The following is a 24071-nucleotide window of genomic DNA, read 5'->3' as shown; positions in this document are numbered from 1 at the left end:
ACTGCCCAAGGACACCATGCACGACCACAGCGCCTCCGAGCGCCTTGCCTCCTACGCCGACGTCCTCGCCGGCGAACTTCCCGACACCTGGACCAGCACGCACCTGGCGGCCGACGCGAAGGACGACCTCGCCGAACTCACCGACCGCATCTGGGACCTGGACCTGGTCGCCGCCTTGCTGGCCGAACATCCCCTGCAGCAGGCCGCCGTCCTCAGCCGCCCCGACGGCGCGCAGCTCGTCCTGATCGACCGGCACGACGAACGCGACGGCTTCCTCCTCGCCGCCGTCGCCCCGCACGCCCTGCCGGACGAGGCGTACCGCGGCGTCCCCGAGCCCAACGGCATAGCCCTGACGGACGACCCGTTCCTCGGCGCCGAGCAGGTCGCCGGCGATCTCCTCGTCCGCTACGACCGTGCGCTCGCCCAGGTCCGGCACAACGCCCTGGACGGCATCCAGCCCTCCCAGCCGGACCGGGTCGTCCTGACCTGGCAGCCGGACGGCAGCGTCGCCACCGCCCCCGCCGACGACCGGGCCGGCACCATCCTCGCCGCCCACGGCTTCATCCAGGACCCGCACAGCGGCATCTACCGCCTGAGTGGCGACGACACCCAGGCCCAGGCCCGCGCGCTGCGCGAGATCGGCCCGCAGCTCGACGCGCTCGGCATCGGCACCGCCCTCCAGCACCCCGCCGGACGTCACGCGCCCACCTCCGCCCCGGCCTCCATGCCGCCGGCCCCCGCCGGCGCCCGCACACCCACCGCCAGGACGCGATGAACCAGACGGAGCCCGACTTCTGGGTCCTGGAGTACGTCACCATCACCAAGGACCCCCGTACCGGTCTGGTGGTGGCCATCGGCGGCACCGAGCAGGCAGCGGACATCCTTCAGCGGACCGGCGGCTTCCTCACCTCTCCCGGACCCCGCGGGGACTACCACCGTCTTCCGCACGGCCTGCCCATCGAGCAGCAGCGCCTGAAGGCGACCACCGCCTCGCACGCCCTGCTCGCCGCCGGCCACAGCGTCCACCTCGATCCCGCCCTGAACATGCTGGCCACACCCGACGGCGACCGTGACGCAGCCGTGCGCTACCTGACCCAACTCGCCGAGCGGGTCTCGGCCGCCGAGACCAGTAGCGAGGTGGCCGAGGTCCTGACCGAGGTCGCTGGGCCCGTGCACGGGCTGCTGCCCCTGACCAGAGAAGTGATCGTCCGCGCCTGGATCGCCGCCAGTGATCTCCACGGCGCCGCGCCCGGCGAGGAACCCGAGCCGATCGCACGGCTCGGCAGCACGGCCAACTCCCTGAGCGATGCCGCCCGCGTCATCCTGCGCGCCCGCAACCACGCCGCCCGCCCGGCGCAGCCGCCAGCGACCGCACCGGCCCCGACACCGGCAGCGGGCCGTGCACAGTCCCCGGTTTCCCGCCGCCGCTGACCTCGGGGAAGAAGCGTATGGCCAATCTGGCCGACGAGTACGGCACAGACGTCGAGATCTACATCAAGGCCCTGACGACCACCATCCACGCCGACACTCCCACCGGCGCCCCCGCCGGCCTCCACGACCTGCTGGAACAGCTCGGCCTCGAACGCCACGCATACCCCACAGGCGAGCCGCTCTACGTCTGGCACACCGTGCCCGATCACCTCGGTGCCGAGGAGCAGAAACGCCTGGCGAACCGCGCCATCCCCGCCCTGCTCCTGGCCGGATACACGGTCAACTGCGACCCCGAGGTCTTCGACGAGGCCCTCTACCAGCAGGCCGTGCACCGCCTCCAGGCGCGCGCGGCCCGACCCGCCCCGCAGCAACCGGCGCCCGCCAGTCCCCCCTCGTACTCCGCACCGGCCCGCCGCGCCCCGTGAGCCCGGGCGGCCCCGGCACCACGCCGGGGCCGCCCACCGCCCCGCCGCCCGATTCCCCGGAGAAACCCGTAGCAGAACGCACACCCGCACCGATCAGCCATCGGCTCAAACCCCGGCTCGCAACCGCCCTGTTCCGCCGCTATCTACGCGCCTGCATCACGGCCGGCCCCGACCGCGCCTCCCCACTGGCCGGCGCCCGCCCGGACGCCGTCCCCACCGAGGCGCAACGCATCGGGCAGCGCCACCACCACTGACCGTCCACGCACCCGGAGGAGCATGTCCCACCCCGCCCCCTACCCGGTGAGACTGGCCGACGAGATCACCCGCCAGCTCGGCCAGCTCTCCGACCACCTCTCTCAGCTTCCCCCGCCCCAGGCAGCGCAGGTCATCGCCCGCGTCCTCGACCCGGACAACGGAGTCCTTGGCGGCGTCACTCACCTCGTCATCACCGGCAGCCACTTCGCCAAGAGTGAGGCAGAACGAGGCGCCCTGCCAGCGGAGGTATGGCTCGCCTTGGGCCGTGCCGCCAACGAACTGCACGACATCAGCCTGGACCTGGACGAGCACCAGGACCTCCTCCAGCACCTCGGCACCAGACCGGCCACCAGCGCGGCGAAGCCTCCGGCTCCTGCCCCGCTCGTCGTACGGCGGCGCCGGTGAAGAAGAAGCAGTGGCAGGGCTGGGGGCCGGGCGAGCAGGCCGAGCAGCACTACCTGGTCCAGCCCCGTGCCCTGGCCGGCGGCGGTGACGTCCGGCACGTCTCGGAGTTCCTGCGCGCCTCGGGCTGGCGGGAGAAGTCCAAGAAGGGCGGCCCGCTGCTCATGGAGAGCCCGGACCGCACCGTCCGCGTCGCCTACGACCCCTACATCCTGCCGGGCGGATGGACCATCCACGGCCGGGCAGGCGGCGCGACCGGTGAATGGTCTGCGCACCTGGGCCGGCAGACTCCGGTGGAGATCGTCGCCGGTCTTACCGACGCCCTCACCCGCCCCCGCTCCGCACACGCCCCCAACGTCTGGGCACCTCTGCAGGAGCAGAACTGGCACACGCGGTTCGAGGGCCAAGACTATTCGGCGAGCAGCCCCGACGGCACCGCGTGGATGCAGTACCGCCAGGGCGTCGATGGCTCGGCGATGTGGTGGACCGGAGCGCAGGACAAGCAGGGCAACGGCTGGACGGCCACCTTCACGCCGAACACGCCGATGCACCTGGTCCAAGCCTTCTCCACCGAACTTGCCGGCCCGGACCCGGTGATGCGCCCCCGCGGACGTGTCCCGCACAGCGCCCAGATCCGGACCTGGTCGGTCTCCGTCAAGCCCTCCCAGCTCAGCGCCTGGCAGCAGACCCGGATCACAGCTGCCCACGCCGCCACCTGGGCCCGCAACAGCGCCCGAAGCACCCGGCCACACACCACCGCCCGTCCCTACGCCCCGTCCGGCGGTGCCCGGACCCGCCGCTGACCTGAATCCCCGTCTCAAGGAGCCCGATGCCCGCCCCCACCCCGGAAACCCTGCGCACCCTGACCGAAACGCTGTCGGACGTCACCGAGTACCTGCGCGAGAATCCCGACCCCGCCGAAGCCCTCGCCCTCGTCGAGCCGCTCCTCGACGAGTACACGGGCCTGCCCGTCCAGCTCGCCGACACCCTGCGTGCCCTCGCCCGCACCATCCAGGAACACCAGGCCATCCCACGTACCGCGCACGTCAACGTCCTGATCGCCGAGCTGCGTTCAGCCGCCTGGGAACAGACCGACCAGCACACCCTCCACTACGTCCTGGACGAGCTGCGTGCGCTGCACGACGACGCCGAGAGCGAGCAGGGGTGCAGCCGGTGCCGTTGAGCAAGCGCCAGCTCGACGCCTTCGCCGACAAGCACGCCGGGCAGATCCCCTTCGACACCAGCCCCCGCCACCTCGCCGGCCCGGGCGACGCCCGCCACGTCACCCACGGCCTGGCCGCGGCCGGATGGGCCACGGTCTCCGACCCGCTCAGCGCCGAGATCGTGATGGCCAGCCCCGATCACCGCTACCGCCTGCAGTTCGACCCGCAGTCCGCCACCTCCGCCTGGTGGCGGCTGCGGGCCGCCCCCGGCGACAACGACCATGGCTGGTACGCCGAGTTCGGTGAACTCGTGCCGGCCGAGGTCCTCGCCGGCCTCACCGATGCCCTCATCACACCGCCCTCATCGCAACCGGACCCCTGGCAGCCCGTGACCAGCGCAGGCTGGCAGTACGAGGATGCCGGAAGAGCGCTCTCTCCGGACTCACTGTGCCGGATCGAGCACCGCCCCATGAGTGAGTTCCATGAACGCCCGTCCTGGCACATCGAGGTCAGGACAAGCAGCGACGAATCATTCCCGGGCCCGCGGATCTGGCACGCCTTCCTCGACGAGCACGTTCCCGATCGGCTCGCCGGTGCCTTCCTGGGCGCGCTGACCGACCAGAGCCCGCTGCAGCGCGGCATGTTCGACCGCACCGCCCACTACAGCGCCGTAAAAGAGCCGAGCCCGCTGCGCCCGCAGCAGGTAGTCGACGCGCACACCGCCCGGGTGAAGACGCTCCGCGCACAGGCCCGCGCCGTGCGCCGTCAGCAGACCACCCCCGCGACACCCCCGGCGCCCACGACCGCCGTCCAGCCGGCCGCCCGCCGCTGACCTCAAAGGATGCTCTCATCTCCCGCACCACGAACCACGGCCGCCGCACCTCGCTGCGGCGCCTCAACCGCTACCTGCGCCACAGTGAACGGATCCTGGCGTCCTGGGACGCCTTCACCGCGTTCAACACGGACCTGGACGGCTGGCCCTTCGACCAGGACGCCTACGGCCGCCCGGCCGCCGTCCGTGACGCAGACACCGCCGCAGCGTTCGACGGCATCCGTCCTGGCGCCCGCCAATTGCTGGCCACCGCCCGGCTCCAGCTCCAGCACCTGCCCGCACACCTCACGCGGGACAGCTGGCCCGGGCAGCTGACCATCCTGGAGGAGGCACTGAGCCACCTCGACGCCCTGGACGCGCAGTGGCGCCAGACCCGGGCCCAGCTCCCCGAGGGTGCCGGTCCGGGCAGCGACGCGTACGTCGACGCGCTCGACGCGCACCACGCAGAGTGCTGGAGCTATCTGGACGACTGGACCTGCCACGGCCGCGTCATCCTCGACATCCAGGCCGCCGCACGCCGCGCACCGTCCCGGCCGAAGCGCCCGCAGCTCCCCGCCCTGACGTCCCGGCGCAGCGGACACGGCGCGAGGGGGCGGTGACCATGCCCGAGGTCCCCGTCAACGTCGACATCGACTACGTCGCCCCGCGCCACCTGGCCGGCGGCGGTGACCCCGCCTGGATCACCGTCCCCCTCCACCGTGCCTGCGGCTGGAGCTACGGTCACGACCCCCTGATGCCCCGCGTCCTGCTTTCCAGCCCCGACCAGAAGGCCCTCCTGCGGCTGGAGCCCGACCCCGACGGACGGTGGTGGACTCTGCAGCACGCCCCCGCGCCGGACCGGCCCGCCTGGTTCGCCAGCTTCGATGCCCGCACCCCCGTCGAAATGATCGCGACGTTCACCGATGCGCTGACCGATCCCACTGCCGATCCAGCAGACAACTGGGATCCGCAAGAGCCGCTTCTCACATCAGGCTGGATTCCGGCCTACAACCACCACCGGCTCGCCTCGCCCGACGGCACCGTCCGCGTCGAGGCCGACGAGACAACTCGGGCCTGGTGGGTCGACACCGCCCTCCGCGACTTCCGGACTCTGCTGTGGCAAGCCCACTTCAGCGAGCACACCCCACCGCACCTGATCACCGCGTTCACCACCGCGCTCACCGACCCCCGACCGGTGCCGCGCACCGCAGGCCCCTCCAGCCTCCCGACTCGCAACCCGGACGTCATCACCCTCTCGCACCGGGAAGTACCCGCCCAGCAGGTCGCCGGCGCCCTGGAAGAACGCGTCCGCTCCCTCGCCGCACGCCGATCCGGCCCGCCGGCGACGAGCACGCATCCTCCGCAACGGCCGCAGACCGAGCGCCACCGCCTGCGCTGATCCCTCCGTCCCCGCCTGGAAGCACCTAGCCCTTGCCCCCCTCCTCCTCCAGCAGCAACACCGACGGATACGACCTCGTCCTGCGCCTCCTGCTCGGCGTGCTCGCCGTCGTCGTCCCCCTGTCCCACCTGGCCTGGCTGTCCGGCAACCTCACCGCCTACCTCGCCGGAGGCAGCTGGGCCCCCTACCAGCCGACCAACGCCTTGCTCCGCCCCGAGCAGGTCTGGCCCGAGGCCGGGGAGAATGCCCTGCTCATCGGGGCACGCATCGTTCCCGTTCTGCTCCTCCTGGCTCTCGGGATGACGGCGCTCGCCCTGTGGATCCGGCACAAGAACCGCAGCGGCAGCCGGAAGAAGATCACCGGCATGGCCAAGGCCCGGGACATCGAACCCTTGATGGCCAAAGCGATCACCGACAAGGCCCGCTCACTGCGCCCCAGCCTCAAGGACGCCAAGCACATCGAAGCCCGCGACACCGGCATCCTCCTGGGCAACCTGCAGAACACCCGGCACGAGGTGCGCATGGGCTACGAAGATGTGGCCGTCGCCATCATGGCGCCCCGCTCGGGCAAGACCACCTCGCTCGCCATCCCCTCCATGCTCGCAGCGCCCGGCCCCGTCCTCCTGACCTCGAACAAGGCCGCAGGAGACGCATTCACCGCCACATACGAGGCCCGCTCCCGCGTCGGGCAGGTGTGGACCATGGACCCACAACAGATCGCGCACGCCGCACGCGAGATGTGGTGGAACCCCCTCGCCAGCGCGACAACCCTGGACGGAGCGAACCGGCTCGCCGGACACTTCCTCGCCGCCTCGGTAGACGCCTCCCAGCAGGGCGACTTCTGGTCCAAGGCCAGCAGCAACATCCTCTCCCAACTGCTGCTAGCCGCAGCGCTCGACGATCGGCCCATCACCGACATCATGCAGTGGCTCGCCTTCCCCGCCGACCGCACCCCGCTCGACATCCTCCGCGACCACAACTTCGCCGCCGTAGCCGCCCAGCTCAAGGGCACCGTCGAGGGCCCCCCGGAGACCCGCGACGGCATCTACGAGACCGCCCGCCAGTACGCCGCCGCCCTGCTGAACAACGAGATCGCCGCCTGGGTCACCCCCCAGAAGGACGTTCCCGAGTTCCGCCCGTCGGAGTTCGTCACCTCCACCGACACGCTGTTCCTGCTGAGCAAGGACGGCGGAGGCGGGGCCTCGGCACTGATCGCCGCGTGCGCGGACTCCGTCATGCGCGCGGCCACCGCCCAGGCCGAACGCGCCGGCGGACGCCTGGACCCGCCCATGCTGGCGATCCTCGACGAGGCCGCCAACGTGTGCAAGATCAGCGACCTGCCGGACCTGTACTCCCACCTCGGCTCCCGCGGAATCATCCCGATCACCATCCTCCAGTCCTACCGACAGGGCCAGAAGGTCTGGGGAGACGCGGGCATGGACGCCATGTGGTCCGCCTCGACCGTCAAGGTCATCGGCTCCGGCATCGACGACCCCGACTTCGCCGACAAGCTCTCCCGCCTGATCGGCGACCACGACGTGGAGACCACATCGACCTCGCACTCGGAGTCCGGCAAGAGCACGTCGGTGTCGATGCGGCAGGAACGGATCCTGCCCGCCGACGCGATCCGAGCCCTGCCCAAGGGCACCGCCCTGTGCTTCGCCACCGGCATGCGCGCCGCCATGCTCGACCTGCGGCCGTGGTACCGAGAGCCAGGAGCACAGGAGTTGTCCGCGGCGTCCGCCCGCGCGTCGAAGGCAATCACGGCTCGCGCCGTCGCGAAGCACGCGCCGACACAGTCCGACTTCGGGACGGCCGCGTGAGCGACGCCCCGCTGCACCTGGTGCCGGTCCGCTCCCGTGAAGCGAAGGACTTCGTACGCACCTGGCACCGTCACCACCCGCCGCCCGCAGGACAGATCTTCGCGGTCGGCGCCGCCGACGAGAGGGGCACGCTGCGCGCCGTGGCCATCGTCGGCCGACCGGTGGCCCGTCACCTGGACGACGGCGCCACCCTCGAAGTCACCCGGACCGCCACCGACGGCGCCCGCAACGCCAACTCACTGCTCTACGGCGCCGCGTGGCGGGCGGCGAAGGCCCTCGGCTACCGACGGCTGATCACCTACACGCAGGACGGCGAGAGCGGCGCATCACTGCGCGGCGCCGGGTGGCGCGTCATCGCCAGCAGGCCGCCCCGCGCCGGATGGCACACCCCGTCCCGCCCACGAACCGGCCACGGCAACGACCACGTCAGCCGCCTGCTGTGGGAAGCCCTCTGACCGAGCCCGTCCCTACACAGCAACGGACCCACCATCCTCACCTTGCCCCGTACCGCCCTCGTCCTCCCGGAGTTGTCCTGCACACCGCCGACCTGACCGACCACACCCGCCTTCTCGGCGAGGTGGCCCCCGCCCTGAAGGAACTGTCCGCGGAGGCGGCACGCATCCGGGAGGGCGAGATCACCAAGCCCGTCCGAGAGATCGCACCCCTGAGCCTGCGAGTGCACGAGCTGGCGATGAAGTGCACGCGGCAGGTGCACGACCTGTCGGTCAGCCAGTACCCCGCAATGAAGGACGGGGCCGACAACCTGGCGTTCCTCGCCGGCGCCTGCTCCCAGATCTCCCTGGCCGCAACCCTGTGCAACCTCGCCATCCATCACCGCACCGAGATCCTGCTGTACGAGGACGCCAACCCCACCCCCGCAACCAGCCGCGATCAACTCCGCCGTGCCGGAGACGAGCTGCAGCAAGCGGCCACCACTTATCGCGCCGTAGCGCGACGGCTCTCTCGACGCCTCGCCTCATTCTCGGCGCGCGCTGAAGACCGGCAACTCATCGCCGAGGCCCAAAGGCCCAGCTCGCAGAAGGCGCCCTCCACGCCGCCCGCGCCCGCTGCCCGGCGCCGCGGATGACGACGCCGCCCGAGGGCTTCCTGTTCGACGTGGCCGCCCCGCCGACGCCGGTTGAGCGCCTGCTGCTGCTCGCAGACCAGTACGTGCAGCACAACGACATGCTCGACCGTCTCCTGCGGGTGGCCCATCCGCCATCCGAGCCCAACGCCCACGCCGCCTCCGCCCAGCGACTCGCTTCTGCGACCCGCACCGCCCTCAAAGCGGTCACCGACGGACGCCTCTTCCGCAGTCCCGACCTGTCGGACGCAGTGGTCCGCCTTGAGCAGCTCGCCTTCCTGAGCAGTGCCTCCGCGGACCAGCAGCTCCCGATGGCACGCACTCTGACCGCCTTGGCACCCGAAGCCGCGATGGGCTGCGCCAACACCCTCGCCTACGAAATCCGACGCCGCCAGGGGACGGCAGCAGGCGACGGTCCGGAGCACACCCTGACCGCCGCTCACCACACCGCCCTGTGGGAGTCTCAATGACGAAGTCAAGCCGTCTGCGTGACTGGCGGGGCGGTCGTGAACATTCGTCCGTCACGAAGTAATGCCCACAACACGCTCGCTCGTCGGCGAGCCAGGGCGATGATGGCTTGGACGTGCTTGCACCCCTCGCCACGCTTCTTGAGGTAGAAGTCCCGATTAGGGCCCTCGCGGATGATGCTGGTCTGCGCGGACAGGTAGAACACCCTTCGCAGACGGCGGCTGTAACGCTTGGGCCGGTGCAGGTTCCCAGTCCGCCGGCCGGAGTCGCGTGGCACAGGTACAAGTCCGGCCGCTGACGCCAGGTGACCAGCGTCCGCGTAGGCGGTCAGGTCGCCTGCCGCCACGACGAACTCGGCCCCGAGCATGGGCCCCATGCCGGGCAGCGACTCGATGATCTCCGCTTGTGGATGGCTGCGGAAGGTCTCGCGGATACGCTTCTCGATGCGCTTGAGCCGCTCATCCAGGGCCAGGATCTGTTCGGCTAGGTCAGCGACGATTTGGGCGGCGACCTCCTCGCCGGGCAGCGCGGTCTGCTGGGTCCGGGCAGCCTCCAGAGCAGTGACCGCGACGGCGTCAGCGCTGCGCACGCCCCGGTTGGCCAGCCAGGCCGTGAGCCGGGCTCGGCCGCGGCGGCGGATCGCGGCGGGGGTCTGGTAGCCGGTCAACAGCACCAGGGCACCTTTGTGAGCCGAGTAGTCGAAAGACCGTTCCAGAGCGGGAAAGACGCCGGTCAGGACATCGCGGAGACGGTTGATCATCCTCACCCTGTCTGCAACCAGGTCAGAGCGATGGGCGGTCAACAGGGCTAGTTCGGCCGCCAGTTGGGCGGGCACATCGATGGTCGCAAAGTCCCGGCGGTGCCGGGCGGTCTCGGCGATGATGTAGGCGTCACGGGCATCGGTTTTCGCCTCGCCCCGGTAGGCCCCGGCCATCCGGTTGACCGTGCGGCCGGGAACGTAGACGGCCTGCTGGCCGTGCGCCGCGAGCAGGGCCAGAAGTAGCGCGGAGGCCGTGCCGGAGATGTCAACCGCCCAGCGGACCTCATCCGCCAGGTCCAGGATCTCGCCGAGCGCGCTCAGGATCGCCGACTCGTCATTGTCGATCTTCTTCGACCACAAGGTCGCCCCGGTCTCGTCGACCGCCGCAGCCCAGTGGTGGCCCTTACCCGCGTCGATGCCGGCCCAGACGCAGGCTCGTCGCTTGCTCACTTGCCCCTCCTCGTTCCACACGGCATGCCGTCGGCCCGAGGAACACCCCGCTGTCATCTCCGTAATCAGCGACCGAAGCGCACATCTCAATCAGCAGCCAGGGCGCCCCGGAGGGCCGGGCGGCCACTCCCACAGAGCCACTGCAGACAAGAACGCCTGTGCCACACCCAGCCCTCCCGGGCCACCCAACAACTTACGGAGATCGCCTGCGGGAACGTGGTGGTCACCAGCTCCCTGGGACGGCAAAACGTCCACTACCGCGACGAGCGCGTGCTCATGGGCACACTGCGGGCGTTGGAGGCAAAGGGGCTCGCGGAGCGCGTTCCGCAGTCCGCGCCTGCCGCCTATGTGGGCGGCCCGCTCCAGGACCGAGTCCGCCTCACTCCCGCCGGCACCACCGCGCTGGCCACAGCCATCAGCAGCCCGCCCACTCGCAGGGCGCCCGGCACGACGCCCGCGCCCGCACCCACCGCTGCGAAGACGGCCGCCCACAGCCGTTAACTGACCCATCGGAGCCCACAGCAGCCCATGACCTCGCACAACCGCGCCCAACACCCGGATCCACCCCGCGCCCGGATGGACGGATACGAGGCCCCGCCCGCACGCGTCCCAGACGTCTCCTGCACACCGGCACCGACGCGCTGCACCCGATCAGTCCTGGCCCAATGCCGCCTGCGGTACAAGGCCCGGCGGTGAGGCCCTTCGCGCCCCAGGACCGGGTCCTGGTCTCCCCGCGCTATCTGGCGGGAGCGGGCATCGACCGGCTCGCCGATGCGATCGGCCCGCTGATCCACCTCTTCGGCTGGCCGAGCGAGCACGATCGCGCAAGCGGAAGCATCAGCATCCACAGCCCCGACGGCAGCCTGCTCGTCAACTTCAACTCCCGGCATACCCACGGCCACTGGTGGTCCCTCGCGCACCACGAGCCGTACTGGGAAGCCCACTTCACCCGGCAGACCCCGATCGAGGCCATCGCCGCCGTCACCCAGGCTCTGCCCCAGCTGCTCGGCGACGACCGGCACATCGACCGGATCCCGCTCACCACCACCCCCCTCGCACAGATCGCCGAACTGAACCACTGGCACCGCGATAACGGCACGTTCACCTCGCCCGACGGCCACTGCCACCTGCAGCACACTCCGGCGGAAGACACCCCGTGGCACTTCCGGCACCACGTGTACGACGGCTTCGACACCCACTGGGACGCCTCCTTCACCCAGGACACCCCCGAGCGGCTCGTCGCCCAGTTCTTCACCCACCTCGCGACGACCACCCCGGTCGAGCGCACCTTCCGTGACGTCCCCTACCTCGTGCAGAACCTGGACGACACGCTCATCACCCCCGTGCACCGAGTCGCCGTGAACCCACACGTCCACCACGCCGGCGCCCAGCTCGGCCGCGTCGTACACCGCCGCTGACACCGGCCTCACCGAAACCCCTCATCCCCAGCTGAACGAGCCGACTGGGCCGGCCGAGCACCTCCTGCTCCTCGCCGGCTACTTCACCCGGCACAACGACGCCCTGACTCGGCTGCACGTACCCGTCCGTTGCCGCGAGCGCACTGCCATTCCTCCCGCCCGGTTGTTGCTGGAGCAACACGGCTTCGTCCCCACAGCAGACGGCGCGTCCTACCGCATTCGGGACGGGCTGGACGAGCGCCAGCTGCTCAGCGCCGTCACCGCTGCCGAGGCACACGCGTACGCCCACGGTCTCAGCGCGCGTGTCCACCTGGGCATCCCCACACCAGCCGACATCCCCGCCAGCGCCCGCCGCCGCTCAGCTCCCGCCACCGGTCCGCGAACCACACTGTCGGCCCCTCGCCGCGCCCGCTGACCACCCCGCCGCATCCGGCACCGCCATCCGAGGAGCTTCCACGTCCTCCGACACCCCCACCGTGCATGATCTCGCCCGTGCCCTCGCCGACCAGCTTCACCCCGGTGCCGCTCCCCGGGACGTGACCGTCAGCTTCGGCGCCCGCCGGCAAGCCCCCATCGAGTACCGCAGCCGCGGTCGGGGCGGACCCGTGACGGTCTACGCCCAGGCACTGCACGCCGCCCTCTACGGCCTTCCCACGCACGAGGAGTCGCTGCCCACCGCGCTGGACTCGCTTCTGCAAGCCACGCACACCGCGACCGCCCCGGAACGGAAGACCGCCGTCCTGCGGCAGGTCGCCGAGCAGCTGCGCAACGCCGCCGAGATCATCCAGCGATACCAGTACCGAGCCCAGTGGGACCGCTTCCCCACCGATGTCGCCGAGCAGCTCGCTACTGCTCACGACCAGGCCCGGCAGATCGCCCAGGCCCTCGACCGCGTGGCCCCCGCCTTCAGCCACCAGCCCACCACGCCCCGTGCCCAGGCCGCCCACGTCAGTGCCACCACCCCCGTGGCCTCCCCGCCCACGCTGGCACCACGCCACCGCTGACCTGCCGCGACAGCCCGCCCTCCGAGAAAGGCATCTCCTGGCCACCGACTCCCTCCACGCCCTCCTTGCCCAACCCCGGTGCGCGCTCGGCGTGTTCGTTCCCGCCGGACTGCATCCGGCCCGCGCCGAGCGCCGTCAGCTCGACCAGATCGCTTGGGCCGGCGCCGATCTGTTCGAGATCGGCCTCGCCCACCATGACGCCGGCCTTGACGGGCCCGTCATCCAAGCCGCCTACCGCCGCGCCCTGAGCCGCGGAAACGTCCTCGCCCGCGCCCTGCGCGCGGTCGAGCACGCCGCTGGCCTTCGGCCGACCGTCGTCATGACCTACTGGGATCCAGTCCACCGGCACGGCCCCGAACACCTGGCCCGACTGCTCGCTGACGCGGGTGCCGCCGGGGCGATGGTCGTCGACCTGCCCGACGACCAGGCGGAGCGCTGGCAGGCCGCAGCGAAGGACGCGAACCTCGCCACCCCACGCCTCGTCCCGCGCCACCTCGCCGACACCGGTCTCGCCACCGTGGCCGCCGGTGCGTCGGGATGGCTCTACGCACCCGCCAGCACCGGCCCCACCGGCTACCGCGGCCCGCTCGACGTGCCCGCGCTCGCCGACTTCACGACACGCCTTCGTGCCGCGAGCCCCCTGCCCGTCGTGTCGGGCGTGGGGATCTCCACCCCGGCCCTCGCGGAACGCGTGGCGCCACTGGTGGACGCCGTCGTCATCGGCACCCCCGTCGTCCGCGCCCTGATGGCCTCCCCCGAGCAGGCCCCGGCGCTCACCACCGCGTTCGCCCACGCCCTGTACCCGTACGCCACCACGGAGACCCGTGCCTGACTCCACCGACCCGGTCCCGGTCCTGTCCCGCATCGCCTCCGACGCGTCCTGTCTGCACCAGGCCCTGCGTGCCCTGCCCACCGAACGGGACGCATCCGCACTGGCCGCGCGCATCACTGACGCCCAGGACCTCGCCGGCATCGCTTTGCGGCTGTTTCTCACCCGCAGCCGCCAGACGTCGGGGCCCTCCCCTACGGACCTGCTGCTTCTTCACCACGTCGCGCAGATCGCCAAGGCCGCCCAGGACGCCGCTGCCGAACTGACGGCTGCTCTTGCCCGAGCCGTGGAGAACCAGCGCCGCCAGGCCGCCGCCACATCACGGCGGGTCGTCCTGATCGGGCCGACACCGCAGCAGTTCATCGAGTCGGCCGCCGACCTCCTCGACCGCATCCCCGCCCTCTGCGACGCCCGCGAGTGGCCGGAATCCCCCTGCCAGTGACGCGACAGCCGCGATGCGAGCGCCCCCCCCTTTTTCCTACACCCAGGACAGACCATTTCAGATCAGCCCCGATTCCGCGCACTCTCCCTCGGCGCGGGAGTTCAATCCAGCACGCTCCTCGCCCTGTCAGCCGAGGGCATTCTCCCCAAGGTCGACTACGCGATTTTCGCCGACACCGGATGGGAACCCGCAGCGGTCTATGCACACCTTGACCGCCTGGAAGAAGAGATAGCAGCCCTCGCCGGAATACCCGTACTGCGCGTGTCGGTCGGAAATATCCGAGACGACGCCCTGAACCCGGATCACCGGTTCGCCTCCATGCCGCTCCACATCCTCAATCAGGACGGGCGACCTGGGATGACCCGGCGGCAGTGCACCGGCGAATATAAAGTTAAGCCAATCAAGCAGAAGGTCCGCGAACTGCTCGGCTACCCCTATCCGGCACGCATCCCGAAGGGCGTTTTCGTCGAGCAGCGGGTAGGAATCTCCACGGATGAATTCCACCGCGCGAAGGACGCGGACGTCAAGTACATGCGTAACCGGCATCCCCTTCTGGACATGTCCTGGAGCAGGGCCGACTGCGCGCGCTACCTGACTTCCCTCGGTCTCGCCGATACCCCGAAGTCGAGTTGCCTGGGATGCCCGTTCCATGGAAATGCGCAGTGGCGGCATATCAGGGACACCTCTCCGTCCGAGTGGGCGGACGTCGTCGAATTCGACGCGGCCATCCGGCAGGGCAATGCCCGCGCCAACGCCACCGGCAACAGACTGCTCGGCGAGGCGTTCCTGCACCGCTCCCGCGTCCCGCTCAGCGAAGCCCCCATCGATCACGTCACGGCTGCCGAGCGGGCCGCCCTGCGGATCAGCGCGGACGAGGCCGACGTCCTGGAGAACGGTGTCGAGGACGGCTGCTCACCCTGGGCGTGCCGGGGCGACGCCGACGCGCTGACGCAGGACGACTTCGGGCTGGCCACGTGATACTCGACCTCTTCGCGGGGCCGGGCGGCTGGAGCAGGGCACTGCACGTCCTGGGCGTGCGCGACGTGGGGCTGGAGTGGGATCAGTGGGCGTGCAAGACGCGCGCTGCGGCAGGGCAGTTGACCATCCGGTGCGACGTGGCGAGGTATCCGACCTGGCCGTTCGTCGGCCGCACCCGCGGTGTGATCGCTTCGCCGCCGTGTCAGGCGTGGAGCATGGCCGGCAAGCGCCTGGGCCTGGTCGACCAGCCGCTGGTGCACGCGGCGGTCGAGGATCTGGCCGCCGGTCGCGATACCCGCGAGCGCCTCCTCGCCGCCTGTCGTGACGAGCGCTCCCTGCTCGCTGCCGAGCCGATGCGCTATCTGTACGCGCTGAACACGTCGGCGAGCCCGACTGGGTCGCCATGGAGGAAGTACCGGACGTGCTGCCCTTGTGGAAGCAGTACGCGGCCGTCCTGCGCGGGTGGGGGTTTTCCGTCTGGTGCGGGATCCTCAATGCCGCCGATTTCGGCGTCCCGCAGACCAGGAAGCGAGCGATCCTGCTGGCCTCCCGCGTCCGTACGGCCCAGCCGCCCACGCCCACGCACGCCCCGCTCGCTGAGCCGGAATCGCTGTTCGGTCCGGGCCGTGCCCGCTGGGTCAGCATGGCCGAAGCCTTGGGGTGGGGCGCGACTGACCGGCCCGTCCCCACCGTCTGCGCAGGCGGTGGGCCCGGAGGCGGACCCGAGCCGTTCCCTTCGGGCTCCCGCAAGACGCTGTCCGATGCCCGGGAGCGCGGCACTTGGATACCTAGGCCGGACGGGGCGGTTCTGCAGTCCCGCCGCGAAGGCGCCGGATGGGCGGCCCGGCACGGCATCCGAGAAAACCGTGCCGCCGACGCTCCGGCGCCCACGTTCGCCACCGAGGCCCACCGCTGGTCCTGGTCCCTGCGCAGCAACAACCAGGCCAACGCCACCGTCCGTCTGCTGTCCGAGCCGGCCGGCACGCTGTTCTTCGGGCACCGCGCCAACGAGTGCACCTGGGTGGCCGAGCCCGCCACACCGCCAGCCGAAGGTGCCGATGCGCCGGCTGTTCCCGAGCCGATCCGGATCACCGCCCGCGAGGCCGGCCTCCTGCAGACCTTCCCCGCCGACTACCCCTGGGCCGGGAACAAGGGCCAGCAGTTCTCCCAGATCGGCAACGCCGTGCCTCCGCTGCTCGCCGGCCACCTCCTCGCCCCGCACCTCGGCCTCCCCCTCGACCCCGACGACTTCACCCTCGCCGCCTGATGCCCCACACCCCCGAACCCGACGAAGACGGTCTCGACGCCGTCCCACCGCCCCAGCCGGTGTTCCACGTCGAGCAGGCCCTCCTGGGGGCCCTCCTCCTCGACCCGCACCGCCAGGACGACGTGAGCGGCATCACCGCCGACTCCTTCTCCACCGCCGCGCACGCCGCCCTGTACGCAGCGATCAACACCCTGCCGCGACCCGACCCCGCCGAACACGCGAAGAACACCAAGTGGCTCGACCACGTGCTCACCACCGCCCTGGAGGAGGCACGCGGCCTGACCGCCACCTACCTGCACACCCTCATCCAGGTCTGCCCCTGGCCCCGCCACGCCCCCGCCTACGCCCGCATGGTCGAGGCCGAGCACGCCCGCCGCCGCCTGCTGACGGCCGCCGAACACCTCGTCCACACCGTCCACGACGCCGGCATCCCGCTCCCCGTCCAGACGGTGCTCGCCGAGGCCGACGCGCTCGCCGCGGTCGTGGACGACATCGCGAACCGCTTCCCCCCGCGCTCCGGCGTCCTCCCCCGTACCCCGGCACCGCCCCCCGATCTCGCCCCGGACTACGCCGAGGCGGTCGAGGAGGAGCAACTGCTGCTCGCCACCGCCACCGCCCGCCCTGACGACATCGACGCCGTGCGGTGGCTGGTCCCTGACGACCTCGCCGTGCCGCTGCACGCCGGCCTGTGGCAGTGCCTGACCACCCTCGCCCGCCGAGGCGAGCCCATCGATCCCGTCACCGTCCTGTGGGAAGCCCAGCAGCGCGGCCTGCTGGACGACGGCAGTGAACCAGGCGAAGTCCTGCGCATGCTGGCCGAACCGGCCGGATCCGTCGGGCACTGGGCCGAACGCGCCCTGCAGCGCTCCCTCCTGGCCACGGCCAAGCACACCGGACGCCGCATCGAGGCGTACGCCGGCGACCCGGCGAACACCCCCTTCCAGCTCGTCGTCGGCGCCCGCCGCGCCCTCGCCGACATCGCCGCCGTCCGCACCCGCTGGCAGCACGCCACCGGAACCACCCCGCCACAGCAGCGGCGACCGGCGCCTGCCATCCGCGCCGGCCCTCCGACCACCACGGCCGCACACTCCGCCCGACCCACACGAGCAACCCGATAACCCCGAGTACGCCGGTGGCCGGACCCGAAGGCCCGGCCACCGGCAGAACAGCTGAGACCCCCACGTGACTGCCTCCATCGACGCCCATGTCCGCCTCGACACCCACCCCACTCACCCGAGCGCCGTGCAGGCCCACCTAGCCGGCACCCAGGCCCGCGTCGCCTCCATGGCTCTGGAGGCTGCCGGCTGGAGTGTCGCCGCCACAGGCGTCCTGGTCCTGGCCCGCATCGATCACGAGGAGCCCTACTGGGCCGCCGACGCAGCCAAACGCCTGACCGCCGAAGGCATCACCGTCGAGATCACCCCGCGCCTCCAGGAGGCCATCGACGAGGAATGGACCTGGGTGAACTACCCGATGCCCTGGTGCACCCGCAGCGAAATCCGCGAGGTCTCCAGCGAGGCGCAGAAGATCCACGACGACATCCGCAACGGCCACCTCCTGATTCACGCCCACGCGCACGACGGCCACACCACCGTCGCGGTTGGCACGTACCTCCACCGGGGCGGCAAGTCCGTCTACTTGCACGGCGAGGATCATCTGCGTCAGGTCGCCGACACCTTCGACTCACCCGCGGAGGCACTGGTGGCCTTCGAGAAGGTCCACGCGGCCGAGATGCGGCCCGGCCCTGCGCCCCTGACCGACACCGAACGCGCCGCCATCGCAGCGCGTTCCGTCTTCGACGTCACCGCAGACAAGTCCGAACCGTCCCGCCCCCAGCCGGATACCGTCCCCGTCTACCTGGCCGATGCCGGTGACCACGACGCGCTCCTCGACAGCTTCCTCGACGAGCACGGCGAGTTCGGCTGGTGGCGCACCTGGTCCGATGAAACGACCCACGCCATCCACGAATCGCAGACCCTGCGCATCGAACGCGTTCACGAAACCCAAGGCCGCGAGATCGCCTGGACCGTGGCCGCCTACGAGACACCCGTCTCCGACCGCATGTGGCACCTCACCGCGACCGGCGCCACCCCCGCCCCGGCGCTGCAGGCTCTGCTAACCCACCTCGCCGACGGAGAGGGCTGGGACACGGTCATCGGCGTCCCGGTGGACGAGAGGACGGTCACCACAGCAACGCAGCCGCTCACTGAGGCGGGGTGGAAGCACACACTGACAGGGCACGGGATCCGGTGGACGTCCCCCGACGGGCAGGCAAGCATTCGGTTTGACCCACTGACCGCGCAGGCCCCCCAGAACTCTGCCACCTGGACCATCTGGGCCGGTCCCGACCCGGACCGGCCCACCTGGACCATCACCGCGTCCCCACACACCCCGAGTTCGCTGCTGGCCGACCTCTCCGAAACTCTCGCCCACGAGACGGGCACACGCCAGGCGCAGCCGGGCCGCGAGCACAGGCTCCGCCTCGCCGCCGGCGTGTCAGCGGCTCCGGCGGTCACGTCCGGCCAACCCGCCAGGCGTTCACGCTGATCACCGGCCCGCACGAGCGGGGCAACATAGCGCGGGATCGCCGGTTGGCCAAACCGGCGATCCCGCGCACCATAGATGGACCACCGCCACGCCCTGCCCGTACGTAGAGAGGCTCCTGCCACGACCGCAGACACCACACGTGCCGCAACCCGTCACGAGGCCGGCCTCTGCAAGCGATCAGGCCGCCGCGTAGCTTGCGCGGAACAGATCCTGTGCCCGCTCCACGTCCCTGAGCGTACGGAGCTGCACCTCCAGGTCACCCGTCCCGTGGTGACCGAGACCGGACACGTCCCGGGTGTAGCCCGGAACGAGGTCAACGTCCTTCGGGTCGACCTTCAGGTAGACCAGCAGCTTGCTGCGCTGCGGCGGGCACAGGCAGGCGAAGTTCTGCAACCGCTGATACGCCCGGTAGGTCTTGCGCTCCACCCGGTTCACGCCGTCCCCGAGCCCGAGCAGGGCCTCGTCGACCGCACCCGCCAACTCGCGCATCGCCGCACCCTGGACATCAGCCGCCGCCCGGGCGACCGCCCCGCGCCGTGCCCGGCGGGACACCTGCGTGCCGCCGCTCACGGAGGCCACGGTCTCAAGCCCGAGCAGGTCCCTGCCGAAGAGTCGGTAGCGGACCAGGTCGATCGACCTCCGGTGCTCGCGCACGGCATGTACGTCGTAGCGGGTGAAGTCGCCGGCGATGCAGATCAGGCGCGGGCTACTCCACGAGACCTGGGACACGGCCGTCACCCCGAGCCGGACGCGGACCAGGTGCTCGAACTCCGCCCGGTGGTCCATCAGCCACGAGAGATAGAACAGGCCCTGGTTGATGACGCCAGCGTCCGTGCCGCGCTTGTACTCCACGATGACCGGCGATCCGTTCTCGTCCAGCCCGAGCGAGTCGATCCGACCCCCGTGGGCGGGCCCAGTGCTGTACTCTCGCTCGCCAGGAACCGGACGCCCAGCAGCATCTCCATGTGCGCCTCGACGAGACTCTGCACATCGGCCTCGACCTCAGCAAGACGCGGCATGACCTCCGTCATGCCGCTATTCGTTGTGTCCCTGCGGAACAGCTTCAGGCCCGACACCTTCCCCTCCTCGGCTCGGAGATCACCAACGCCGACGGGGTGCGGGATTGTTTCCGCGAGAGACTTCGGGGGCGTGAAGATAATGTGAGACCCTACGTACTGCCCGATCGGGGAGCGCTCGCGTCCCCCGGTCACCGGCAATCTGCGATTCCCCCATGTGTCCCCCGCGACTTGGGGGACAGCTCCCGGAGGCTGCGTTTACGCAGGTCAGCCCCCGTAGCTCAGCGGATAGAGCAAGTGCCTTCTAAGCGCCTGCTCTATCACTCTGAGCGGGACCTCGCCCTGCCTCAGCAGTCAAACGCCTCACCGTCGAGGGAATCGGCATGCCAGGCTCCGAGCTGAGGTCCAGCGCGCGCCTCCGACAGCTCCCCCCTTGGCTGCGCGCCAGAGTCCGAGAACCCAAGGAAGACAGCCGATGTCCGTGGAGTTCTTCGTCGAACCTCACCCCGGCTGGAGCGCGACTCTCACCGGACGGCTGCGCACCCATTTGAGGGTTTTCGATCTCGACTACCGCTATTGCCAGTTGGACGCCACACACATCGCGGCCACGAACCACGACCTCAAGACCACTCCCGTTAGGGACGTATCCCACTGGCTCTACAACAAAACAGAGGGCGGGCGATTCCAACACCATGGGAAGCGCTCTGTATCGGGGCCTTGCCGCCGACAAGTGGTACGTCAACGGATGGCACACCCCGCAGGTGGAAGGCTGAGGCGAGCTGACGCCAGCAAGCAACTTGGGTAGACGGTATGACGACTCTGGTCCGCAGCTCAAACACACGCTGAACTGCGGACCATGGCTTACGCCGCAGCTATATACGCGGCGGAGACCTCTACTGCTCGAACCCGAGCTACGGCGTCAGGGCGTCCCGCCGGCCCACGGACAGGTTGGACGTCCCCGTCGCAGACGAATCGCTGTTCGCCGACAGCGGCTACAACCACGACGTCTACCGCGACCAGGTTCGTGCCCGAGGCATCGTTCCAGCCATCGCTCGACGCAGACCCCTGCACGGTGCTGGCCTGGATATCTACCGGTGGATGCTCGAGCGCATCCGGGCCGCAACGCCGTTCCAACCGGCCCGTGGCGTTACGCCGTTCCAACCGCTCCCGCGGCATCCTCACTCTCGTCGAGCTCATCGCTCTCGATCTCCACATCCTCGACCTGGACCACCTGATCACTGCTGGAGTCAGACAGCTCCAGACCGAGCCAGCCCTTGAGTCGCGTGTAGGCCAGACGCAGGAGGACGTCAGCACGCTGATCCATGAACGTCGGATTCCACTCGTCCTCACGCTGACCCAGTGCCCGCAGGTGCGGGAGGTAGCGCGACAGGGACGCTAGATCTTCAGTCGTCTGCGCGAACGTGAAGCCAGAACTGTTGAGGATGGTCTTGGCATCGTCGGCCGTCGAGGCACCGAGTGCCGCGTACAGGACCTTCTTCTCGGTCCAAGGCCGCGAGCTGAGGGACGTGTTGGCAGCGCCCGGTGCCAGGACCAGATTGCCCAGCTTGTGGACGGTCTCCTTCTCGCTGTAGAACTCCTCATCCCACCCACTCGTGGCCTGCTGTGGTGCGATGTGTTCGATCGTGAGGTGCTTCTCGTCATCCCAACCGTCTGCGGTGAAGCATGACGCGACCCCCGCCTTGCCTTGGATGATCAGCCCCGGATTCTCCGGATCTTCAATTGTGTCGTGATACGCAGCCAGAAGAAGGAAACGCGTCAGCGGACGGGCAATTTTGTAGAGCGGCAGCGCGGAAGCATCTGCCAGGAACGAGGGCAAGTTTGGGATGGCGCCGTGCTTAGAGTGCGACAAGCGCGCCGCAAGTTCCTTCTTCAGCGCCTCGGCGTCGACGATCGGATCAGCCTTCGATGCACTGGGCACTGCCCACTGGCGAGCGAGCGGTCCCATGCCCGTGAGCGAGTCCACCCCAGCCATGACCGCACGGTACTGGCTGTCGATGTTGCCCGTGCCGCGGCGGGTTGCTCGCCAGAAGACCGTGAAGGCAGTGATTGCCTTGATCGCCTTCTCGAACTCGGCGATGCGCTTTTCCCTCGCTTCCCCTTCGTCCGCGTGGACAGCCTCGGAGTAAAAGCGCACGAGCGGCGCGATGGCAATGGTGTGGTTGAGCGAATTGAGAAAGGATAGACACAACTTCACGGTGTCCGTCATGGCGGTCGCTTCTAGCCCGGGTAGCGCGCGAGAAGAGTTATTCGCGGGCTCCCAGGCATTCCCGACAAAGGCCGCAGTGTCGCATAGGTGGCGCAAGTACGCGCTTCGATCACCGGCCGAGTCCTTGTGGCGCTCAAAGGTATCGCGCATGTAGACCCGCTGATCCGGGAGGCGCTTGGAGAGCTTCTCCCCAGTCTCTGCCAACGCGAAAGCGACCAGCAGGTCTCGAGTTGCGTTCTGAAGCTTGTCTCCGACGTCGAAGCGGTCCAGGTAGCCCTGAACCGCCTTCATGTACGCGTGTGCGTCCGAGTCCTGGTAGTCCTGAATCTTCTCTGCCATCACCACCCGAGGGAGGAAGGTCTCGAAGGCAGTCAGAGGCTCGCCCGTGGTATTCAACGACTCGAAGATCGTGAAGGCGTAGTCCTCGTCCTTGCCTTGCACGACCGTCAGAGCAATACGGTTCAAGCCATAGGCGGCAAACATGACGAGTCGCATCAGCTCAGCTGCGGGCTCGTCTTGCAACTCCCCCAGCCAGGCGCAGAGCTCGGGGTCGAGTTCGTGGTTGAAGAGCGCACGCTGGAACTCGATGTTGGTAGCAAGGGTTGCTAGAGGCGGCAGATCCTCCAGCTCCTCGATGGATTTTCGCTGCGACAGCTTGGTCAACCCCATACGGATCTCGTTGTACCTCTTGATGAGATCGCCTTCGCCTTCACCCGCGTTCTGTCGCGCCGTCGGCCTGAAGTCGGTCGGCCTAGAAGTTGCCGGCTCACTATCGGCTAGCAATGAGTACTGGTAGATAAGGTTGGCGATCGGCGACTCATACTTCTTGAGCTTCTCGTCCCTGGCCCACTGATCCACGAAGGCTCGGATGAGGCGCGGGTAGATCGGCGGCTTGATTCCGTAGTTTTTTCGCTCGTAGAACGCTGCCGCGAGCATCTGCAGCATGTCGCTCGTTTCCGAGTAAAGGTGAGTCCGAGCACTGTCGGTCGGATCCGGCGTCTTGCCCTTGAAGACCTTCCATGCACGCTGACGAATGAGGTTGTGCAGGCCGACCAGCAGGATTAGAAGGCTCGACAAACGCTGTTGCCCATCGATCACGGTAAGAACCTTGGCCGGGACCTCGGACTTGACGATGGGCTTCACAGTGACATGGTTGACATCATGGATGGTGATGACGGTCCCCAAGAAGGTGAAGCTGTCCGGCGCCTTACTGAGATTCTTGAGGCCATGCAGTGTGTCGTCGAGCAATTTCTCGACCTTGTCCTTGCCCCAGCCGTACGGACGCTGGTAGGGCGGCAGGTAAAGGCCCAGGCCGTTGTCAGAAAGCAGCTCGCGAACACTCTTGCTCTGCGCCTCGAATATTTCCTTGGCCTGCGTTGGCATGCGTAGCCCCTCTTTGTTCAGCAGGTTCGTTCAGATCAGATGCGGCATCACCTGGGGAGGTACCTGCCAACCTGCATTTCGACTCAACGATCATGTAATTGATTCGCGAAGCGCGATGACAGTACAGAGAAAACAGATTGAGCCCTCGAACTCGGCACGCTGATCAAGGACGTGCGCGACGCAACTGAGAAGTCACCTGATCTCGGGCAGCTCCAGCTGCCTGGGCACTGATACAAAGAAATATGGAGCCCCCTGACTGGACTCACTGAGGAACCGAGAAGCTGACATCCGTGCCGCATCAAAGACCCGCGAGTTTCCATATGCTCGGTTTCTCTCCGTCACCGTTCCACGCCTGTGGGTGAGCCGTCCTCATGGTGGCATATGAGTGGTCGACAGAGGTAGCAGGAGCGGCATGCGCCCATCATGCCCCACATGTGACGTTGCGTCACGCCATCGCGAAGTACCTCGACTTGTCGTGGGCAAGTGCGC

Annotated in this window: 23 protein-coding genes and 3 pseudogenes; 23 read left to right on the top strand and 3 right to left on the bottom strand. The window is 69.3% G+C overall.

Annotation, left to right across the window (positions count from 1 at the left end; translation table 11 throughout):
- Positions 1-16 precede the first annotated feature (16 nt).
- The 13 genes from OIE75_RS28130 (at position 17) to OIE75_RS28070 (ending at position 9263) form a co-directional block, all read left to right on the top strand.
- Positions 17-775, top strand: coding sequence for a hypothetical protein (locus OIE75_RS28130; RefSeq protein WP_329472477.1), 759 nt, complete (start codon positions 17-19; stop codon positions 773-775).
- On the top strand, positions 772-1431 hold the full coding sequence (locus tag OIE75_RS28125) for a hypothetical protein (RefSeq protein ID WP_329472476.1): 660 nt from the start codon (positions 772-774) through the stop codon (positions 1429-1431). Before OIE75_RS28130 ends, OIE75_RS28125 begins: the two co-directional genes overlap by 4 nt.
- Positions 1432-1448: 17 nt before the next feature.
- Positions 1449-1856, top strand: a complete 408-nt coding sequence (locus OIE75_RS28120) for a hypothetical protein (RefSeq protein ID WP_329472475.1) — start codon at positions 1449-1451, stop codon at positions 1854-1856.
- A 276-nt stretch (positions 1857-2132) separates the two neighbouring features.
- The gene (locus OIE75_RS28115) at positions 2133-2516 is read left to right on the top strand and encodes a hypothetical protein (protein ID WP_052836952.1); all 384 of its coding nucleotides are present in this window, start codon (positions 2133-2135) and stop codon (positions 2514-2516) included.
- Positions 2513-3316 (top strand): DUF317 domain-containing protein, encoded by an 804-nt coding sequence (locus tag OIE75_RS28110; protein ID WP_329472474.1) that lies wholly within the window; start codon positions 2513-2515, stop codon positions 3314-3316. The genes OIE75_RS28115 and OIE75_RS28110 overlap by 4 nt, the downstream gene beginning before the upstream one ends.
- A 26-nt stretch (positions 3317-3342) precedes the next feature.
- The gene (locus OIE75_RS28105) at positions 3343-3696 is read left to right on the top strand and encodes a hypothetical protein (RefSeq protein WP_311583134.1); all 354 of its coding nucleotides are present in this window, start codon (positions 3343-3345) and stop codon (positions 3694-3696) included.
- A complete protein-coding gene (locus OIE75_RS28100; RefSeq protein ID WP_329472473.1) occupies positions 3687-4508 on the top strand; it encodes a DUF317 domain-containing protein in 822 nt (273 codons plus the stop codon). The genes OIE75_RS28105 and OIE75_RS28100 overlap by 10 nt, the downstream gene beginning before the upstream one ends.
- A gap of 239 nt (positions 4509-4747) precedes the next feature.
- Complete coding sequence (locus tag OIE75_RS28095; protein WP_260825256.1) at positions 4748-5107, top strand: hypothetical protein; 360 nt, start codon at positions 4748-4750, stop codon at positions 5105-5107.
- Positions 5108-5109: 2 nt separating this feature from the next.
- Complete coding sequence (locus OIE75_RS28090) at positions 5110-5886, top strand: DUF317 domain-containing protein (RefSeq protein WP_329472472.1); 777 nt, start codon at positions 5110-5112, stop codon at positions 5884-5886.
- 32 nt (positions 5887-5918) lie between these two features.
- On the top strand, positions 5919-7709 hold the full coding sequence (locus OIE75_RS28085; RefSeq protein WP_329472471.1) for a TraM recognition domain-containing protein: 1791 nt from the start codon (positions 5919-5921) through the stop codon (positions 7707-7709).
- The gene (locus tag OIE75_RS28080; protein ID WP_329472470.1) at positions 7706-8164 is read left to right on the top strand and encodes an XF1762 family protein; all 459 of its coding nucleotides are present in this window, start codon (positions 7706-7708) and stop codon (positions 8162-8164) included. Before OIE75_RS28085 ends, OIE75_RS28080 begins: the two co-directional genes overlap by 4 nt.
- A 122-nt stretch (positions 8165-8286) precedes the next feature.
- On the top strand, positions 8287-8796 hold the full coding sequence (locus tag OIE75_RS28075; RefSeq protein ID WP_329472469.1) for a hypothetical protein: 510 nt from the start codon (positions 8287-8289) through the stop codon (positions 8794-8796).
- Complete coding sequence (locus OIE75_RS28070; protein WP_329472468.1) at positions 8793-9263, top strand: hypothetical protein; 471 nt, start codon at positions 8793-8795, stop codon at positions 9261-9263. The genes OIE75_RS28075 and OIE75_RS28070 overlap by 4 nt, the downstream gene beginning before the upstream one ends.
- A gap of 5 nt (positions 9264-9268) precedes the next feature.
- On the opposite strand, the gene OIE75_RS28065 is transcribed toward OIE75_RS28070, so the two are convergent.
- Positions 9269-10471, bottom strand: coding sequence for an IS110 family transposase (locus OIE75_RS28065; RefSeq protein WP_329472467.1), 1203 nt, complete (start codon positions 10469-10471; stop codon positions 9269-9271).
- A gap of 216 nt (positions 10472-10687) precedes the next feature.
- Here OIE75_RS28065 and OIE75_RS28060 point away from each other — a divergent pair, with 216 nt between their 5' ends.
- The 9 genes and pseudogenes from OIE75_RS28060 to OIE75_RS28020 all read left to right on the top strand — a co-directional run bounded on the left by OIE75_RS28060 (position 10688) and on the right by OIE75_RS28020 (position 18956).
- On the top strand, positions 10688-10972 hold the full coding sequence (locus OIE75_RS28060) for a hypothetical protein (protein WP_329472466.1): 285 nt from the start codon (positions 10688-10690) through the stop codon (positions 10970-10972).
- 191 nt (positions 10973-11163) lie between these two features.
- Complete coding sequence (locus OIE75_RS28055; protein ID WP_329472465.1) at positions 11164-11889, top strand: DUF317 domain-containing protein; 726 nt, start codon at positions 11164-11166, stop codon at positions 11887-11889.
- A 476-nt stretch (positions 11890-12365) separates the two neighbouring features.
- Positions 12366-12893, top strand: a complete 528-nt coding sequence (locus OIE75_RS28050; RefSeq protein ID WP_329472464.1) for a hypothetical protein — start codon at positions 12366-12368, stop codon at positions 12891-12893.
- Positions 12894-12984: 91 nt separating this feature from the next.
- Positions 12985-13725 (top strand): tryptophan synthase subunit alpha, encoded by a 741-nt coding sequence (gene trpA, locus OIE75_RS28045; RefSeq protein ID WP_443078395.1) that lies wholly within the window; start codon positions 12985-12987, stop codon positions 13723-13725.
- Entirely contained in the window at positions 13718-14164 is a 447-nt protein-coding gene (locus OIE75_RS28040) for a hypothetical protein (RefSeq protein WP_329472462.1), read from the top strand. Before trpA ends, OIE75_RS28040 begins: the two co-directional genes overlap by 8 nt.
- Before the next feature lie 54 nt (positions 14165-14218).
- The gene (locus OIE75_RS28035) at positions 14219-15142 is read left to right on the top strand and encodes a hypothetical protein (protein WP_329474070.1); all 924 of its coding nucleotides are present in this window, start codon (positions 14219-14221) and stop codon (positions 15140-15142) included.
- Positions 15139-16409: pseudogene (locus tag OIE75_RS28030) on the top strand (DNA cytosine methyltransferase). Before OIE75_RS28035 ends, OIE75_RS28030 begins: the two are co-directional and overlap by 4 nt.
- Entirely contained in the window at positions 16409-17527 is a 1119-nt protein-coding gene (locus OIE75_RS28025) for a DnaB-like helicase N-terminal domain-containing protein (protein WP_329472461.1), read from the top strand. The pseudogene OIE75_RS28030 and the gene OIE75_RS28025 overlap by 1 nt, the downstream one beginning before the upstream one ends.
- 64 nt (positions 17528-17591) lie before the next feature.
- Positions 17592-18956 carry a DUF317 domain-containing protein gene (locus OIE75_RS28020; RefSeq protein WP_329472460.1) on the top strand — a complete coding sequence of 455 codons (1365 nt, stop codon included), beginning with the start codon at positions 17592-17594 and terminating at the stop codon, positions 18954-18956.
- Between the two features lie 177 nt (positions 18957-19133).
- Here OIE75_RS28020 and OIE75_RS28015 read toward each other — a convergent pair.
- A pseudogene (locus OIE75_RS28015) lies at positions 19134-20032 on the bottom strand (DUF5655 domain-containing protein).
- 866 nt (positions 20033-20898) lie between these two features.
- Between OIE75_RS28015 and OIE75_RS28010 the strand changes: the two are divergent.
- Positions 20899-21082: pseudogene (locus OIE75_RS28010) on the top strand (IS5/IS1182 family transposase); the annotation flags it as partial.
- Positions 21083-21119: 37 nt separating this feature from the next.
- On the opposite strand, the gene OIE75_RS28005 reads toward OIE75_RS28010, so the two are convergent.
- Positions 21120-23582, bottom strand: coding sequence for a DUF262 domain-containing protein (locus OIE75_RS28005; protein ID WP_329472458.1), 2463 nt, complete (start codon positions 23580-23582; stop codon positions 21120-21122).
- Positions 23583-24071 lie beyond the last annotated feature (489 nt).

The sequence above is a fragment of the Streptomyces sp. NBC_01723 genome, assembly GCF_036246005.1.
Taxonomy (GTDB): Bacteria; Actinomycetota; Actinomycetes; order Streptomycetales; family Streptomycetaceae; genus Streptomyces.
Note: the sequence above shows the minus strand (reverse complement) of the source record. Positions and strands in the feature narration are given on the sequence as shown.